The sequence below is a fragment of the Reichenbachiella sp. genome, from assembly GCF_039941815.1.
Lineage (GTDB): Bacteria > Bacteroidota > Bacteroidia > Cytophagales > Cyclobacteriaceae > Reichenbachiella.
In genome coordinates this window covers 53,086-69,864 of record NZ_JBDVDW010000059.1, presented here as the reverse complement: position 1 = coordinate 69,864, position 16,779 = coordinate 53,086, and the positions used below count along the sequence as shown (strand labels likewise).

General features: G+C 41.0%; 17 protein-coding genes and 1 riboswitch. Of the genes, 5 read left to right on the top strand and 12 right to left on the bottom strand.

The genetic code is table 11. The annotated features are described in order from the left end of the window. Window positions 1–84: 84 nt before the first annotated feature. Both ABJF11_RS13025 and ABJF11_RS13020 read right to left on the bottom strand, forming a co-directional pair. On the bottom strand, window positions 85–1,119 hold the full coding sequence (locus tag ABJF11_RS13025; RefSeq protein WP_348120308.1) for a homocysteine S-methyltransferase family protein: 1,035 nt from the start codon (window positions 1,117–1,119) through the stop codon (window positions 85–87). A 134-nt stretch (window positions 1,120–1,253) separates the two neighbouring features. Further along, a riboswitch (SAM riboswitch) is annotated at window positions 1,254–1,377 on the bottom strand. 225 nt (window positions 1,378–1,602) lie between these two features. Beyond that, window positions 1,603–2,295, bottom strand: a complete 693-nt coding sequence (locus ABJF11_RS13020) for an SIMPL domain-containing protein (RefSeq protein ID WP_348120307.1) — start codon at window positions 2,293–2,295, stop codon at window positions 1,603–1,605. Window positions 2,296–2,500: 205 nt separating this feature from the next. Between ABJF11_RS13020 and ABJF11_RS13015 the strand changes: the two genes are divergently transcribed. Continuing rightward, window positions 2,501–3,532: a fatty acid desaturase gene (locus ABJF11_RS13015; protein ID WP_348120306.1), complete on the top strand. Its 1,032-nt coding sequence runs from the start codon at window positions 2,501–2,503 to the stop codon at window positions 3,530–3,532. A 355-nt stretch (window positions 3,533–3,887) separates the two neighbouring features. On the opposite strand, the gene ABJF11_RS13010 is transcribed toward ABJF11_RS13015, so the two are convergent. Genes ABJF11_RS13010 through ABJF11_RS12985 form a run of 6 tightly spaced genes read right to left on the bottom strand, consistent with a single transcriptional unit; the run spans window position 3,888 to window position 7,707 of the window. Beyond that, window positions 3,888–4,709, bottom strand: coding sequence for an ABC transporter permease subunit (locus ABJF11_RS13010; RefSeq protein WP_348120305.1), 822 nt, complete (start codon window positions 4,707–4,709; stop codon window positions 3,888–3,890). After that, window positions 4,702–5,598 (bottom strand): ABC transporter ATP-binding protein, encoded by an 897-nt coding sequence (locus ABJF11_RS13005; protein ID WP_348120304.1) that lies wholly within the window; start codon window positions 5,596–5,598, stop codon window positions 4,702–4,704. The genes ABJF11_RS13010 and ABJF11_RS13005 overlap by 8 nt, the downstream gene beginning before the upstream one ends. An 11-nt stretch (window positions 5,599–5,609) precedes the next feature. Further along, window positions 5,610–6,194 (bottom strand): hypothetical protein, encoded by a 585-nt coding sequence (locus ABJF11_RS13000; RefSeq protein ID WP_348120303.1) that lies wholly within the window; start codon window positions 6,192–6,194, stop codon window positions 5,610–5,612. Beyond that, complete coding sequence (locus tag ABJF11_RS12995) at window positions 6,187–6,714, bottom strand: DUF4252 domain-containing protein (RefSeq protein WP_348120302.1); 528 nt, start codon at window positions 6,712–6,714, stop codon at window positions 6,187–6,189. The genes ABJF11_RS13000 and ABJF11_RS12995 overlap by 8 nt, the downstream gene beginning before the upstream one ends. Before the next feature lie 5 nt (window positions 6,715–6,719). Beyond that, on the bottom strand, window positions 6,720–7,208 hold the full coding sequence (locus ABJF11_RS12990; RefSeq protein WP_348120301.1) for a hypothetical protein: 489 nt from the start codon (window positions 7,206–7,208) through the stop codon (window positions 6,720–6,722). Further along, entirely contained in the window at window positions 7,177–7,707 is a 531-nt protein-coding gene (locus ABJF11_RS12985) for an RNA polymerase sigma factor (RefSeq protein ID WP_348120300.1), read from the bottom strand. Before ABJF11_RS12985 ends, ABJF11_RS12990 begins: the two co-directional genes overlap by 32 nt. Before the next feature lie 145 nt (window positions 7,708–7,852). On the opposite strand from ABJF11_RS12985, the gene ABJF11_RS12980 reads away from it, so the two are divergent. Both ABJF11_RS12980 and msrA read left to right on the top strand, forming a co-directional pair. Beyond that, entirely contained in the window at window positions 7,853–8,560 is a 708-nt protein-coding gene (locus tag ABJF11_RS12980; RefSeq protein ID WP_348120299.1) for a DsbA family protein, read from the top strand. Between the two features lie 35 nt (window positions 8,561–8,595). Beyond that, a complete protein-coding gene (gene msrA, locus ABJF11_RS12975) occupies window positions 8,596–9,255 on the top strand; it encodes a peptide-methionine (S)-S-oxide reductase MsrA (protein WP_348120298.1) in 660 nt (219 codons plus the stop codon). A gap of 33 nt (window positions 9,256–9,288) precedes the next feature. Here the strand turns inward: msrA and ABJF11_RS12970 are convergent, their stop codons facing one another. Both ABJF11_RS12970 and ABJF11_RS12965 read right to left on the bottom strand, forming a co-directional pair. Further along, entirely contained in the window at window positions 9,289–10,227 is a 939-nt protein-coding gene (locus ABJF11_RS12970; protein WP_348120297.1) for an MBL fold metallo-hydrolase, read from the bottom strand. A gap of 9 nt (window positions 10,228–10,236) precedes the next feature. Further along, the gene (locus ABJF11_RS12965; RefSeq protein ID WP_348120296.1) at window positions 10,237–13,293 is read right to left on the bottom strand and encodes a two-component regulator propeller domain-containing protein; all 3,057 of its coding nucleotides are present in this window, start codon (window positions 13,291–13,293) and stop codon (window positions 10,237–10,239) included. A gap of 85 nt (window positions 13,294–13,378) precedes the next feature. Here ABJF11_RS12965 and ABJF11_RS12960 point away from each other — a divergent pair, with 85 nt between their 5' ends. After that, window positions 13,379–13,741, top strand: a complete 363-nt coding sequence (locus tag ABJF11_RS12960; RefSeq protein WP_348120295.1) for a hypothetical protein — start codon at window positions 13,379–13,381, stop codon at window positions 13,739–13,741. A gap of 5 nt (window positions 13,742–13,746) precedes the next feature. Here the strand turns inward: ABJF11_RS12960 and ABJF11_RS12955 are convergent, their stop codons facing one another. Both ABJF11_RS12955 and bioB read right to left on the bottom strand, forming a co-directional pair. Beyond that, window positions 13,747–14,412, bottom strand: coding sequence for a DJ-1/PfpI family protein (locus ABJF11_RS12955; RefSeq protein WP_348120294.1), 666 nt, complete (start codon window positions 14,410–14,412; stop codon window positions 13,747–13,749). Between the two features lie 59 nt (window positions 14,413–14,471). Continuing rightward, on the bottom strand, window positions 14,472–15,467 hold the full coding sequence (bioB, locus tag ABJF11_RS12950; RefSeq protein ID WP_348120293.1) for a biotin synthase BioB: 996 nt from the start codon (window positions 15,465–15,467) through the stop codon (window positions 14,472–14,474). A 431-nt stretch (window positions 15,468–15,898) separates the two neighbouring features. Here bioB and ABJF11_RS12945 point away from each other — a divergent pair, with 431 nt between their 5' ends. Continuing rightward, the gene (locus tag ABJF11_RS12945) at window positions 15,899–16,699 is read left to right on the top strand and encodes a DUF2490 domain-containing protein (protein ID WP_348120292.1); all 801 of its coding nucleotides are present in this window, start codon (window positions 15,899–15,901) and stop codon (window positions 16,697–16,699) included. The last annotated feature ends 80 nt before the right edge of the window (window positions 16,700–16,779 follow it).

The window sequence follows — 16,779 nt, the reverse complement described above, 5'->3', positions numbered from 1 at the left end:
CTAATATTTCGAATTTGTATGCCATTTAGTAGCTTTATTTATCTCGCGGAGTTATTAGCAGAGCTAACCGTTTATTTTCTTTTTTCAAGTATCAATGATACTTTCTGGATTCGTTTCTGCTAGTTTTTGACTCTCACTTGCTCTTGGTTGATAGCTCTGCACCAGATCAGCAATTACCCTGATATGATCAGGAGTAGTGCCACAGCACCCACCGATTATATTGACTAGCCCATCGTCCAGAAAATCCTTAATCTGTTTACCTAATATTTCTGGGGTCTCATCGTATTCGCCAAATTCATTGGGCAGTCCTGCATTAGGGTGCGCACTTACATTGAAGTCAGCATTTTTGGCCAGAATTTCGAGGTAGGGTTTCAGCTGACTAGCACCCAGGGCGCAGTTGAGGCCTACGGCTAATAAGTTGAAATGCGAAACAGAAATGAGAAATGCCTCAGTGGTTTGGCCGGAAAGCGTTCTCCCACTGGCATCCGTAATTGTCCCTGATACCATGATTGGAACTTCAGTTCCCAGTTCATCGAACGCTTCTTGTATGGCAACGAGGGCTGCTTTGGCATTGAGTGTATCGAAAATGGTCTCTACCAGCAAGATATCCGAACCGCCTTTGATGAGCCCTTTTACCTGCTCCAAATAGGCGACTTTGAGCTCGTCGAACGACACAGCCCTAAAACCAGGATCGTTTACATCCGGAGACATGGAGGCTGTACGGTTTGTCGGCCCAATTGATCCGGCTACAAAGCGAGGTTTATTAGGCGTTTTGGTGTTATACTCATCGCAGGCCTTTTTAGCCATACGGGCTGATTCGAAGTTTAGATCATAGGCCAAATGTTCCAATCCATAATCGGCTTGGGCTATGGTCGTACTGCTAAAAGTGTTGGTTTCGATAATATCAGCTCCGGCCTCGAGGTACTCACAATGAATTTCGAATAGTACATCTGGTCTGGTCAGTGCCAGCAAATCATTGTTGCCTTTCAAAGAGGAGGGATGATCTTTCAGACTATCGTTTCGAAAATCTTCCTCTGACAGATCATATCGCTGGATCATCGTGCCCATGGCTCCGTCCAATACCAATATTCTTTCTTTTAGAATATCTTGAATATTCATAATTTTCAATTCTTTCAAATGATAAGAGTCCGACCAAAAGCTCAACCAAAGCTTAGCCAAAAGCCCAACTCATTTTCATACCATTAGCCTGCCTTCTGGCACGCTGCTTATCAAAAAAGAAATCTTATTGAGATAACCTATCTTCTTCCTATTGATTTTTCAATTGGAATGGGATTTGGCACAACATCCAGTATTGCGGCTTTGGATATGTTGCCAAGACGTCATCGGGCCCAGTCCCTCAGTCTTTCTTGATAAGTGAGACAAAGATAGATGAATCTATTGTGCGAACAACATTTTGAATAAAAATTAGACGATTCGCAATAGAAGGGTGGAAAAAATAAAAATTTTGAATTTGGTTGCGAGCTCCTTTCGAATTCCGAAATATATGATATCCGAAGAATTTTAGGATAAAAAAGGTCAGATTACGCCAGGTAATCCGACCTTTGAATGAAATCCTTGATTCACCATCCTGATTGACAAACGCTATTCATTGCCGATCTGATAGGAAATATAGACTTGATCAGATACAGTAAGGTCCTTGGCTTCGAAGTTAGACATATCACTTTCCGCGAAGGTCTTCATCATTCCTACATTGGCTGACTGCCTTGGGACCTGTGGACTTGAGCTACCGTAGTTGATTTCACGGATTCCAGTGATCTTGTAGCCTGTTTCTTGAGCAAGTAGCTCCGCCTTGGCCTTCGCATCTGCAACAGCTAACTTTAGGAGTTGAGTTTTTACTTCTTTCTCTTGAGCATCGGACATGCCAAAGGTGATAGATACAGCAGGGGATGCATCGTCTGCTGCCGTGCTGTTAAGTACTTCCAGCAGTCGCTTGGTAGAGTAGTCGAATTGAATTTCCAGTTGCTGTGAAGCCGTGTACTCATGACCTCTAAGTTCACCTTGTTTGTACTTTCTACTCTGTCTGATATTGAAATTTGCGGTTTTGATTTCTTCTTTTTTGAATCCGATTCTGCTCAATGCTCTTGTTAGTGCATCAATTCGGGAAGTCATGGTGCCAATCGCTTCTTCATAATTGTCATGAGTAGAGCTGATGCTATAGCTGACGATTGTCTCTTCCGGGGCGACATTCATAGTTGCTGTGCCGGTGATATTGAGCTGAGCAAAAGCCGGGTTTATTAGAAAACCGATTAGAGCGAGTAGGATTAACTTTTTCATCTTTTTTATTCTTTTCAATTTAGGATGCAAAGGGCTTTGCAAAAATGAGTCCAATTTACTTTTGTTAAACTGAACCAATATATTTCATATAAACGGTTATATAGGCTGATGAAATTTAAGTACGCATAAAAAAAAGTGCGATCTTTGTCACAACAAAGGGGCAATCTTGTCCTTGATATTGACTGATTAATAGGAATTTTTAAATATGAGTGATATTGAAATTAAGGCTTTTGCGAAGGAGATGATGGCATCACTTCAGAAGTATAAGCAGACGTCTTATCGTAAGGCTATTTGGCAAATGTGCAATTCTATGATTCCCTTCGTGGGCATATGGATTGCTATGTATTGGGCTTTCTCTTACAATTTGTTGTTGTTTTTTGGATTGGGAATAATTAATTCGTTTTTCCTGGTCAGGATCTTCATTATTCAACATGATTGCGGACACCATTCTTTTGTAAAGTCCAAAAAGTGGAGAGATGCTATTGGGTTCCTGTGCAGTGTGTTTAGCGCTATGCCCTATAAGTATTGGGCGGATGCTCATGCTTTCCATCACAATCACAATGGCAAACTTGAGACTAGAGATATAGGAGACATCAATACACTCACGGTAAAGGAGTACGAAGAGATGGGAAGCTGGGATAGAATGAAATATAAAATTTTCAGATTCCCGATAGTCACATTTTTTATAGGCCCAATCATCTATTTTGTAAGAAATATGAGACTTCCGTTGGTGGTACTGGATGGGAAAAAAGGCAGGGCCTTTTGGAGCGTAATGATCAACAACGTGGTGGTCATAGGAGGGTTAATTGCTTTATGTCTGATCTTTGATTGGCAGGCAATTTTGGCCACGTATGTGACTGTACTTTATTTATTCTCCATCATAGCTATCTGGTTTTTCTTTGTTCAGCACCAGCATGAAGATGGGTACAAGAGATGGGAAAACAATTGGGATCATTTTGTGTCGGCTGTCAAAGGAAGCACCTATTACAAACTACCTTCACTGGTCAACTGGCTCACTGGTAATATTGGTGTACATCATATCCATCATCTGTATGCTGCCATTCCTAATTACAATCTGATTCGATGCATCAAAGAGAATCCACAGTTTAGTAAGTATACCACAATAGTTACCTTCTGGGAAAGCTTGAAATACATGAATCATAAGCTTTGGGATGAAGATTCTCAGCGGATGATCACTTTTAGAGAATACCGCAAACTTCAACGTGTAGCTGCTTAATTAAAGCAAAACCAAAATTAAAGAATTTGAAAACCAGCAATCGAATTGCTGGTTTTTTTATGATTTGATATTAGTCTACAAGATTATGAGTGATCTGAATTTAAACCTGAAATAGATTATCTAATGCATAATTTAGGTTAAAAAATTGGTCGTTCGGCTATTAGAGTTTCTTCCAATATGGTAAACCGCAAAATCTTCCTCAGAGACGTCAAATAAGTTTTTTATCTTTTGTTTACCTCCTGACAAAGGATGGCCACCTTTGGTCTACTTAGAATAATAAATAGAATGTCCGTGTATCCCTCATTCTTTGTTTGATCAAGAATCTACAAGTATGATCGTTGTCAAAGGCTCTTAATTACAAATCTCTTTTTTTCAATATCCAATAACTCATGCTGACATTTACTATCAACCATCCAGTGACAATGGCAAACTCTTTCAGCGAGATATAATCCTGTATTTCCTGAAAGACATATTTCAAGAATGGGACATGAATCAAGTTGTTGAGTGCCGTGACAGGTAAGTAGTCCTTAAGAAATCGTATTTCATCCCAGAAGTAGGGAAAGTGCTCCAGCAACTTGGAGAGTACAGGATCGAAGATCAAGGTGTACATCAGAAGCCCAACGATAACCAATCCGGCCTTTCTTACAAACAATGCGATCATCAGAGCAAAAGTGAGATAGACGAATACCTCAAACCCATAGGCGAGTAGAAATTCCAAATTGGAGAAGATGTAACTCCAGCCAATCACATGTGAATAAATACTTCCGGTGATTAAGCCGATTAGAAACAGAAGGAGAGTGGCACTGCATGCTATTATGAAACTGATCAGTAGCTTAGTTTGTAAAAACTCTCTCTTGCTGAGTCCATCAATGATATTTTGCCGCATGGTGCGATAGACGGATTCATTGGCTATTGATATGACCATAATGAATCCGAGCAGCACCTTGAAGAAGCTGGCAACGTAGGTAATATTGTGCCACACATCGGGAAAATCGTATAGCGGAATGATGGTCGGGTCTATGCCATTAAAATCTGCTCCCTGATTTTTTAGAAATTCGAGAAAGAGCATCCCTCCTGAGCATACTATGGTGACACTGATGGTATACATGGCTATCAGGATCCAAAAGGCTCTGTTGTATTTTAATTTGAGCCATTCTATCTGTAAGAGTCTAATCATTTTCGTTGAGTATTTTGAGGAATTGTTTTTCGAGACTGCCGCCTTTTTTGGCCAGGAGAGATGCGGTGATTCCATGTTCGAATAGGTAGGCGTTGATCTGCTCAGTGGTGATTGATGGATCTGTGGTCAAGGATAACGACTCTGGCAGTTTTTCTATTTTTTTTACACCTTCAAGGTTTTCCAGTAGTTGAGCTAGCGATGAAAGATCGGAGGCGGCTACCTCTATGGTTTTTTGATCAGACAGGGCTTCTTCTACGCTTCCTTGATATAGCTTTTCTCCCTTTCTCAACACACAAAAATCAGTGCATACTTTTTGAACTTCGTCCAGTAGATGGCTGGCCAACACAATGGTCTTGCCAGTGGCTGCGATCTGTTGGATGATTTCTCTGATCTCTACAATGCCCTGTGGATCCAATCCATTTGTAGGTTCGTCCAGGATCATTACTGGTGGGTCTGCCAGCAGGGCAGAAGCAATCGCCAGCCTTTGTTTCATGCCGAGTGAGTAGGTTTTGAATGAGTCATTTTTACGCTCAAATAGACCTACTTCTTTCAGGACGTGATCTATTCTAGAGGTCGGACATTCCTTGATTTTTGCAATGATTTGAAGATTCCTCTCTGCTGATAGGTATGGATAAAAACAGGGTGTTTCAAGAATGGCACCTATTTTTTTTCTACTGTCCGCATGGGGAGCTTTACCGAACCATTCGTAGCTGCCTGAGTTAGGTTTTATGACATCGAGTATCATACCCAGCGTAGTTGTTTTGCCGCTACCATTGGGCCCTAGCAATCCAAAGACCATTCCTTTTTTGATGCTCAGGTCCAGCTGATTGAGCGCGGTGAGTCTGCCGTACTGCTTGGTGAGTTGTTTTGTTTCGAGTATGTAATCCAAAGATGTTGATTTTATCTGTGATTGTTTTCTGCCATGTTCTGACCAACTGCGGCCAGATCTAGAAGTTGCGAAAACTTGTTTTTGAATGTTGAGTCGTTTTGTGAGATATACTTATAGAGCTTCGGTATCTCTTTTACCTCCAGGCTACCTGCGATATCAAATATGTAATATTGACCTTCTATAAGGGCAAGCCCGATAGTCTCGGTGGGCTTTTCCCGTCCGAGTAGGTAAAATTTTTGCTTTGGGCCGTCTACTACCACATATTCTTCAAAGTCGTTGCTTTGAAGCTCCTGATAAATGTTATAAAGATCTATCATTTCGAACTTCCCATTCATACGATAGAAAACCAGTTTTTTGATGTCCTGAATGAGTCGGTTAAACTCCTCGTTTTTGTCGAGGTTAGCCATTCTCAGTGTGCTTGGGTAGAAATATAAACTCAATTCTGTAAGCTTATCCTTTTTGAGATCAGTTATGATATCGCATTGGGCTTGCGATCCTTGAGCGATAATGATAAAAAGTGCCATAAGCAGGCATACTCTGCCCCTTTTATAAAGAGCAGAGTATATGAGTGAGTGACCTTTAAAAATTCTATTCATCGTCGCTGTCCAATACTTTTAGATGATTCATTCCTTTCATTTTCATTACTTTGGAAAGCTTGGCTATTTGCTTCAAATCTATTTCTCCAAAGAGGCTCATGATAATAAATTCTTCTTTTCCGCCTACGACCATGAGTAGCTCGTTAATGATGCTGCCTTTGTCCCGAATTAGAAATTTCACGTTCTCATCTCCATCTTCTACCGACATCAGTTCCTCATAGCTGCTGTCTTTATCAATGGTGCCTACGGCTCCCATGTACAAAGACTTAGGATTAGTTGGATTCTCGCTTCTTAGCACTTTGATGCCTTTCAATTTGCTTAATGCTTCCAAGACTTCTTTCTCTGCCTCGTCCTCACCTTCTATTTCTGTAAACAAAGAGAACATTTTACTTGTGACAGTCACTTTAGTGAAGGATGTGTCAGCCACGTACTTTGAAAAGTACTTAGTGATGGCATTGTCTTGTGCCATGCTGGATACGCTCCACATCATAGCTATGGCTATTACCGTTAATTTTTTCATCTTTATTAATTGTTATAATTCTGAATCTTAATTTTTTGATGGGTTTCTTCGAATTTGCTAAGACCGTCCATGGTATATTGACTGCCTTTATTCATTTTCTCAGAAACCATAAAAAGGGCACTTTTTGCAACTTCGAAGGCTTCACGAGCCTCTTGCTGCCGAGCGAGTTGTTCGCTTCTATAGGTTTGGAATTCGAATCCACCAACCACTCCTAAAACCAGAAGTACGGAGGCGGCTAATTGAAACCATTTGTGCTGATAGATATTTCTGACTTTTGATTCTTTTTCGATATTTGCGAAAAAGCGATCGTCAAAATCATCTGTAAGCTTTTGAGAAGAGAACTGACTTAATGTCTTGAAGTATTCGACCTCCCGCTGATCCATTGTAGAATCGTAAGAGGATGTGATGTGTTTTTTTAGCTCGCGCTCTTCTTCCGGCGTTGTTTCAGCCTTCCAATATTTATCAGCCAGCTGCTTGATTTGTTTCCACTCCATAGTCCAATATTTTGCTCAATGATGCCCTTACTTTTTGCCTTGCCCTGAACAAGTACACTTTTACCTGTGAATCGTCCAGATTCAGGATTTTTTCTATTTCCTGATTGGAGTATCCCAGTAATTCCCGCAGCCGAAAAATCTCTCTTTGTTTTTCGGGAAGCAGTGCCAACGTAGATTCAATTTTTTCCATTAAATCATTGTTGATGCTGAGGTGGTCGGCTACCTGATGCCCTGAAATCTGGTATTTTGCTTCTGATAAATCCACCACTTGCAGCTTCTTTTTTCTTAGCTTATCCAAACATTGATTGCGAGTAAGCGTCATGCTCCAGGCTTCTATGTTATGAATCTTGCTAAGCTTTTCACGTTGGTTCCAAAGCTTCATGAATACCTCCTGAACAATGTCCTCAGCCAATTCCACATTGCACACGATACTCAGGGCGTATCGATACAATTTGTTCTTGCCTGATAAGACTTCTTTTTTAAACTGTTCTGTAGTCATGTTGCTAAGGAGACGCCTGCGGTAGGGTGCGGTTACAATGAGTACTAAAATATTTTTATGATTGGTTGCGAATTGGTAAATTTTCTTACAGAAATGAACTTTTAGTTCGATTTAGAAGTATTCTGATTAGTAAATAAAAGAACCCGTGAAAGAAAAAAAATTGAATTGCGAAGATGGATCGTGCGAAGTGCCTGACGGGGCACCTACGTCTACAGTGGCTAATCATGATTCTCTAAAAAATAAGCTTATATACATCGGAGATCCGATGTGCTCTTGGTGTTGGGGTATTACGAATCATCTGGATCAAATAAAAAAAGAATATGCTGATGTGCTGGACTTTGAACTTGTGATGGGTGGACTACGCCCAGGCGGAGGAGAAGAGTGGACTGATGAATTCAAAAGCATGATCAGGTCGCATTGGGAGCATGTTGAGTCGGCTTCTGGCCAACCGTTTGATTACAGATTTTTTGATCGTGAGCAATTTGACTATGACACAGAACCTTCGGCAAGGGCAGTACGTGTGGTCAGAGATTTGGATGCTTCGAAAGAATGGAAGTTTTATAAGCGACTGCAAAGTGCATTCTACGCTGAGAACAAGGACGTTCATGATCTCAAAACTTATGAGCTTATTTGCAATGAACAGGGATTGAACTATGTGACGTTTGAGTCACTGTTTCTTTCCGCAGGTTATAAACAGCTAGTTTATCAGGATTTTGCTCGAGCACAGCAAATGGGTGTTCGTGGGTTTCCAGCTGTTGTCATGCAAAAGGGTGATGAGTACTTCGCTGTGAGCATGGGATATTCTGATTATGACCGTATGAAAGGCACGCTTGAAAGTATTCTTGCCTCATAATTAACTATTTTACCTTTTTTGAAATTATAATAGATATGAAATATTCCACATTTGTCCTCCTAATAATTTTTGCTGTCTCATCTAGTTGTACACAGGCACAAAATCAAGCGAGCAATGTTGCAACTACGCAAGTGGCTAAAAAACTCTCCAAGAACTCCAAGCTGAAGAAGGCCTATTTTGCCTCTGGATGTTTTTGGTGCGTGGAAGCTGTTTACGAAAGTGTAAAAGGAGTAGAGGAATCCATATCTGGATATGCTGGTGGGCACACTAAAAACCCGAGCTATGAAGACTCCAACACGGGAAGAACAGGTCATGCGGAAGCAGTAGAAATATACTATGATCCGGAGATCGTGAGTTTTAGTACACTGGTAGATGTCTACTTTGGATCGCAAAATATCACTCAGGTCAATGGACAAGGACCTGATCGAGGATCGCAGTATCGTTCGATTATATTCTATCAGTCTGAGGAAGAAAAAAATATCATCGAATCAAAAGTTGCGGCGCTCAATGCCCAATTAAGTCCTCAAAAGGTTGCCGCCGAGATCATGCCATTTGATAAATTTTGGATCGGGGAAGACTACCATCAAAACTATGAAAGGCTGCATCCCAACCAGGGATATATCAGAGGCGTATCTATTCCGCGATTGAATCGATTCAAACAAAAATTTCCTGAACTACTCAAGGACGATCATTGAAAATTCAAATGCTGTGAATATGAAAGGCAGTTTTTACAAATCGAAAACCATGCCTTCAAGGACTATATTAAAGCCTCGGTTCAGTACTTGACTTCTCTGTGGAGATTCAAACATTGCAGGGTTGGTATGATTGAAATGAATGAAGTGGACTTTGGATTTTTGCTCTTTTGGCAGCTCCTTCAAAAGATTCATGGTTTCTGTAGTAAATGGGTGTGGAATCTTACTCATATCCCGACCTGGTAGCTCTCCATCTGCAAAGAAGGCTGCATCTAGCAGCGCATAGTCTACTGCATTGATTTCATCAGCCAGCGATTTGTCCCAGGTCTGCCATTTGTTGATATCGGGAATAAAAAGTAGGTTATTGTTGCTCGTGCTAATTCTGTATCCGACCGTTTCCGAATACTCGTCCCGGTGTGGCACTAGTATTGGAGTCACGTTCATGTTGCTGGCCAGCCTTACAGCACGCTCATTTTGAAGCGGAATCAGGGATATATTTTGTAGGGCGACCAGTTGGTCCCAAGGGCCATTGCTCTCAAGGAAGTTCTTCATTTTGGGCATGACATAAACTGGAATATTGTTCGCGCCCATCACTTCCCGACCAAGATGGATGAGGCCTGCATAGTGACCAATATGCGCATGCGTAATAAATATACCCTCTAGCTCATAACCCAGGGTATCCAGCACATGCAGCTGATGTTTAATATCAGGTGTAGCTTCAAACAGCCAGGCTTTTTTTGACGCCGTATTGAGTAGGCCTAAACATGTGACACTTCTTTTCTCCTGCTCTCCGGTCCAATATGATTCGCAGCAGGATTTTTTGCAGCCTGCTTGAGGGTATCCGGCATCCTGAGCCATACCTAGTACCACAATTTTCCACAAGGGAGACTGCTGAGCTGATCCAATTCGAGTAATCATTGACAGTGCCGTCACTATAAAAACAGCGACCAGATAGTGTTTTTTTGTACGACTCATAAGTGAGGATTATCGCTTTTTTGGCTTAGGAATATTGATTGTAAAAGTTGAGCCTTTACCTTCTTCAGATTTAACTTCAACCAAGGCGTCAAGTTTTTGTGCAGTTTCTTGAACTACATAGAGTCCGAGTCCCGAACCAATGCTATTGTCGTTGGCTCGGAAAAACATATCGAAGATTCTTTCGATTGCGAATTTAGGAATTCCCAGTCCGTTGTCTGATACAGAAAGTGTTACGAAGCGATCGGTTTGACTGAGCTCAATTTTCACCGTTGGATCAGGTTTTTTGGGATCAGCAAAAATGATTGCATTGTGCATCAAATTTCTTAGAATCACTTTTATTCTTGTTTCGTCTCCAGTTACGCTTTCTTCCTCATTGAATTCACTTTCAAGTGATATTTGTTGAAGTGTTCCACGCTCTTTCAAGCCACTCCATATATTGTCGACGAGTGTCTTAAGTTTGAATTCTCGGTACTCTACGGCATCGTTCTTATTTTTTGAATAGTTAATAAGCTCGTTGATAAAATGATTCATTTTATCTGTGCATTGCTTGATGAGTCTAAAATACTCTTTGTTTTGTTTAGGATCGTCTTCGTCCAAGGCCAAGTTTACCAGTCCCATGGTGGATGTCAGCGGGCCTCGTAAGTCGTGAGAGGCACTATAAACAAATCGATCGAGCTCGCTATTCATCTTTCTGAGCATGCGATTGGTTTTTTTGATGTCGTGGACACGCCAGGTGTAAAGGCCCCATATGAGCAGGATTAGGAAGACGACTACGGCAAATCTGAACCAGAACGCTTCAAAAAAGTGGGGCAGGACGGTGAAGGATAACTTTGCACCAGTAGAATTCCATATACCATCATTATTGGAAGCTTGGACCAGCAAGGTATAGTCACCATAAGGAAGATTGGTGTATTCTATTCTCCTATTCTTCGTAGGCTCGCTCCAATGCTCATCGATACCCTCAAGCTTGTATTTGAAATTTACTTTTGACGGAGCAAGAAAGCTTAGTGCTGTTACGTCGAATAGATATCTAAAGGTGCCAGGTTTGATTTTCACACCATCTTCAATTGGAAAGATGGAACTGTTGTCAATTTGCACCTTCGTAATATAAACTTTTGGTACTTTTTGGTTCAGGATTTTTTGATTTGGATCTATGATCGCCACGCCCTCAAAGGTTGGTACCCATATTTTCTTGGTTTCTGGGTCATAGTAGCCTTTTGTAGCACCAGTACACTCCTGACTCTCCATACCATCTTCTTCTCCGAATAATTCATAACCGACGAATGGTTCGGCTTTATCAAAGAACTGATTTAGTGCTGATTTTTTGACTTTTAATACTCCTATTGGTGAGGTCAGCCAAAAGTGCTGCTCCTGATCATTCACGATATCAAAGAACTTCTCCATTTTAAGGGTGGGATCAAAGTTCACCTTTTCGATCTTTCCATTTGCATAGCGGAATAGTCCCAGATTTGTACACAGCCAGGCATTGTCATTCTCGTCCACTTGCATATTGAAAATCAGGGTACCGGAGTTATCCTTTAAAATAGCATGCTGTTCCAACTCACCCGATCTGGATAGTATGCTGAGTCCACCGGCATTTGTACCTATATACAAATTGCCCTTGCTGTCTTCATCCACGCACAAGACATAGTTGGTCAAGAGCCCTGAATCTTTGTCATAGACCTCGTGGTTGCCCGCTTCGTCAAATCTAATCAAGCCTCCAGTTCTCGACCCTAGCCATTTTATGCCTTGCGAATCCTTGAATATGGTTCTGATATTATTGTCGGGAAGACCAGATTTTTCATTGAAATAGGTCTGTTTGTCATTTTGAATCTTTACTAATCCCTTGTAGTTAGCTATCCAGGTGACGTCATCTTCAAATAGAATATCTCTTATCACATCTTTTTTGAAATCATCATTCAGTTTCAGTTGGCTTATTTTTTCGCCGTCATACAGATTTACTGAACCATCCTGAGTACCTATATAATGTATGTCATCTTGCTTGTTGATAATATGTACCTGATTGGTCGGAAGACCGTCCTTGATGGTGAGATTAGTAATGATCCCTGCTTTGAACCGAACAAGCCCACCTTCATAGGTACAGACCCATAGACTACCTTCGTTGTCAAAGAACAGATCTACGACTCTTTTGCTGGGAAGTCCATCTTCTTCGGAGAATAGCTCATACGTATCAGATCCAAGCATATGTCGGATCAGGCCACGCTCTGACCCTATCCACAAGACACCATAATCATCCACCAACAGATCATTGATAATTTCTCCTTTTAGAATTTTCAAATTTTCGACTTGGCCATTCCGAATAAGGTTCACTCCACTGAGAGTGCCGGCATATAGGGTCCCTTCTTTCGGAAATACGGTACTGATGAGATTGCTTGACATTCCATTGGACTGAGCAAATCGATGGATGGATTTGCTTGTGATTTTGAACACACCTTTGGTGTCTGTTGCCACCCAGATGTTTCCCATCTCATCTTCAGCGATATCATGAATGGTTAGATCTGGTATTTGGTTTATCTTGTTGGTTCCACCTGATGTGTTAATCTTATACAATCCATTGTTTTTGGTGCCAACCCAAAGATTATCCTTGCTATCGGAAAAAATGGAAACGACAGATATGGGAAGGGAATCCTGTTGAAGCAGTTTGATAAAGGACTTGCCGTTGTAGCCTACGATTCCGCTAGATCCGGTGCAAAACCATAGATTGCCATTTTTATCCTGTGTGCCTTCATAAATTGTGTTGGAGGACAAATAGGGCACGTTGGTCTGATCGTAAATTTCAAACTTATCACCATCGAACTTTTGAAGACCGTTGTAGGAGGTAATCCATAGATAGTCATCCTCCGCCTGTAGCACAGAAATCACATTGTTGGATATCAGTCCATTTTTGTTGGTCCAGGTATCCATGGCTAGATCTTTGATCCGATACTTAGGGTTGAACCCTTTTTTAAGGCCACTTTCCTGACCATAGGCGGGTGCGGGTAGTATGGAAACTAGGTATAGGAGGACAAAGAGAATTCTCATAGCTGACTTATATTCTGAGCTCATTTTTGGACGGTATAATAAGGTACTGAATTTTATGTGTTCTGAGAAATGAATAACCATATTAAAATTGGTGCCAGTATGATTATTAATGGACAAATCGAACTACCGTCTCATTCAATCATTTTCAGAAATTGTCTTGCTCGCGATATTTCTGCAGATGGTTGCTCTTGCGAATAAGGTTTTTGAATTGGTAATTCGTTATTTGAGCGTGAAGTATTTTATACCCTTAGGCACAGAGTTTTATCCCTACGTTTCAGCAAAACAGCTGACGGGAGCCAAGAAACAAACGACCGTAGAAATCAATTTTGACGAAGAAGAAATTGTGGATACGCTACATATTGAAAACCCGGAATCAGGGGAATATGCTATCTTTTATCAACTTCCGCTAGAAGATAATAAGTCGGTTTTTGATAGTTATATAGTATCAGTAGCCTCAGTAATAGAATCCTGACAGTATTACTCCACTACGAGATGTGGCACCTTACTAAGGTCCCACTCGATGACCAATCCTTCAGCTAATTCCATGGCTACACTTTTACCATAAAGCACTTGACAAAGATAAAGGGACGCTTCAAAAGATTTAGCTCCGCCGGCTGAGGTAATGTATTTTCCATCATGAACAAAAAGTACAGAATCGTGGACAACGTGCTTCGGGTATTTAGCCCTATAGGCATCGATATCTGCCGGAAAAGTCGTAGAAGCAGCATCATCCAATAATCCGGCTTCGGCAAGTACAAATGCTCCGTCACAATGTGAGGTGACAAACTTTGCCTCACTAGAAACATTCTTTACGAAGGTTAGCATTTTCTCATCTTCCAAATCCGTGGTAAGATGCCCATCAGCACTGGGTATCACCAGTATGTCGATAGGAGGCAAGCTGTCCTGTAGATAGTTGAAATCCGGCAACAGTTTTATGCCTTCGAATGTAGTGATAGGATTAGAGGTATTTGCAACCAAGAACACATTCATGGGTTTAATGTTATCCCTGAATATGGTGTGATGATAGATATCAAATGGTGCAGTCAATTCGGTGTTGAATGTACCATCCATTACCAAAAAGGCCACATTGTAGCGGCCTTTTTTGATGTTTTCATATTTATCAACTGTACTTTTCGTCTCCATTTTCGCATTACAGGAAATCAGTGAAGTCAAGAAAAGTACTACGAGCAGAGGTCTCATTTTTACTGCGGAATAGTCTGAAATTCTACAGGTGCTTCGTTGTCTTTGAAAGAGGCTCTTGGCTTTAGATTTAAGGTTTGGAACATTTGCTTGTCCATATCTTCCTCAGGATTTGGAGTTGTGAGCAGTTTGTCACCGGCAAATATTGAATTGGCACCTGCAAGGAAACACATCGCTTGTTCTTCTACGCTCATTCTTACCCGGCCAGCAGATAGCCTCACCATGGCGTTGGGCATAATAATACGAGCGGTGGCTATCATTCTTATCATTTCCCATATTGACACTCGCGGTTGGTCTTCCAGTGGAGTGCCTTCTACAGGCACGAGTGCGTTGACTGGCACGGATTCAGGATGCTCTTCAAGTGTGGCCAGAGTGTGCAGCATGCCTACACGGTCGTTGTGGCTTTCGCCAAGCCCAATAATTCCACCAGAGCAAACTGAAATTTTGGCTTTTCTTACATTGTTAAGCGTATCTAATCTGTCGTCGTACGTTCTCGTAGAGATGATTTCTTCATAGTGTTCCTCACTGGTATCCAAATTGTGATTGTAGGCGTATAGTCCTGCATTTTTAAGCTTTTCAGCTTGATCTTCGGTCAGCATTCCGAGTGTGCAGCATACTTCCATGCCCATACCATTCACACCTTTTACCATTTCTAGCACTTTGTCGAAATCGCGATTGTCACGGACTTCTCTCCATGCAGCTCCCATACAAAATCTAGTGCTTCCGCTGTCCTTTGCAGCTTTGGCAGAGTCTAGGACCTCATCGACTTCCATCAGCTTGTGCACCTTTACATCTGTATGATATCTGGCAGCTTGAGGACAGTAGGCGCAGTCTTCAGGGCATCCACCGGTTTTTACAGAGAGAAGCGTACATACCTGCACTTCGTTTGGGTCGTGATAGGCTCTGTGCACTGTGGCAGCACGATAGACCAAATCCATGATGGATGTATTGTATATCTCGCTAATTTCTTCTCTGGTCCAGTCGTTTCGTATGATCATGCTAAAAATTCTTTTGTTGAGGATTAATATTATGGTTGCGCTAAATTAGAATATTTTGCTTATTTCAAGTCCTAATCTTGCCTGATTCCTTACTTGTAATATGAAGATTATGTAGATATTTTGAATTACACTAGCATGAGCTGATTCTTGCACCGAGAGAATCTAATTCTTTGGGGACGTTGATCAGAATTTCAAGACCGGTACAATCTTTTATTCTTGTTCCCTGGTCAAATTAGGTTTTATAGATTCAATCCAGATTTTCTAGGTTCAAGTAATCGGATTAGCAAGACCATCTTGTCCTGGGCGAATTGTAATGTATTGGTTAGCCGAAATGCGACATTATAACTGAATTGCTTTCTTATCACTTAATTATTGATTTATTTACTTCAAATAAGTCAAACTAACATTAGAATATTTCCAGCTATTCTTAGATGATCAACTCACTCAAGCACTTCTTTACCATAACTCTAATTTTTGCAATTGCCCTTACTACGAAAGCACAAGTAGGCTCGCTGCCTGATGAAAAAGAAAAGATTACAAGCAATGGTGTATGGCTAGGCTTCTATACCAAATACCATTTCAATGATAAATGGGCTTACTACGGCGAATATCATATTCGTAAGCGCGACGGATTTAATGACATGGCTCAAATCTATCTAAGATTTGGAGCGACCTATACACTTGCCAAATATGTTGATGTCACAGTTGGGTTTGTGAATCCTTATTATTGGGCACCAGATCAGGATGATCCAAATGTAGACAATGTGGTTCCGCAGTTTAGAACCTGGGAGCAGATGGTTTTTGCTACTCCTTTTGATCATATCAAGCTCTTTCATCAGATTCGAATCGAGCAACGATTTAAACGAGATTATGAAAAGGGCTCAGAATTTAAATTGACGCATAGGTTTAGATATAAGCTTACTTTGTATGTGCCTCTCAACAAACCTGCATTCGAAAATCACACGTTGTTTTTGAGTATGTATGAGGAGATATTTATTCAGGCGGGCAAATCAATAGTCTACAATCACCTCGAGGATAACCGACTTTTCGCTGGTTTGGGTTACAACCTGAGCGAGCAACTACAGGTCCAGGCCGGATATATGTATAGCTTTAGGCACTATGGAGCTCCATACAAATATGAAAATCGCCATATTTTCAGACTGAGTTTATATCATCATTTAGATTTTCATCTGGACAAACACAGGGAGGAAAGGCATCTTCCAATTCATTAAGAGTATTTTTTATAGAATCAGAGATACGGATTGCCTTTTTGATCAAGGTTGATGGCCGAGAGGATTAAGCAATTTTTGGT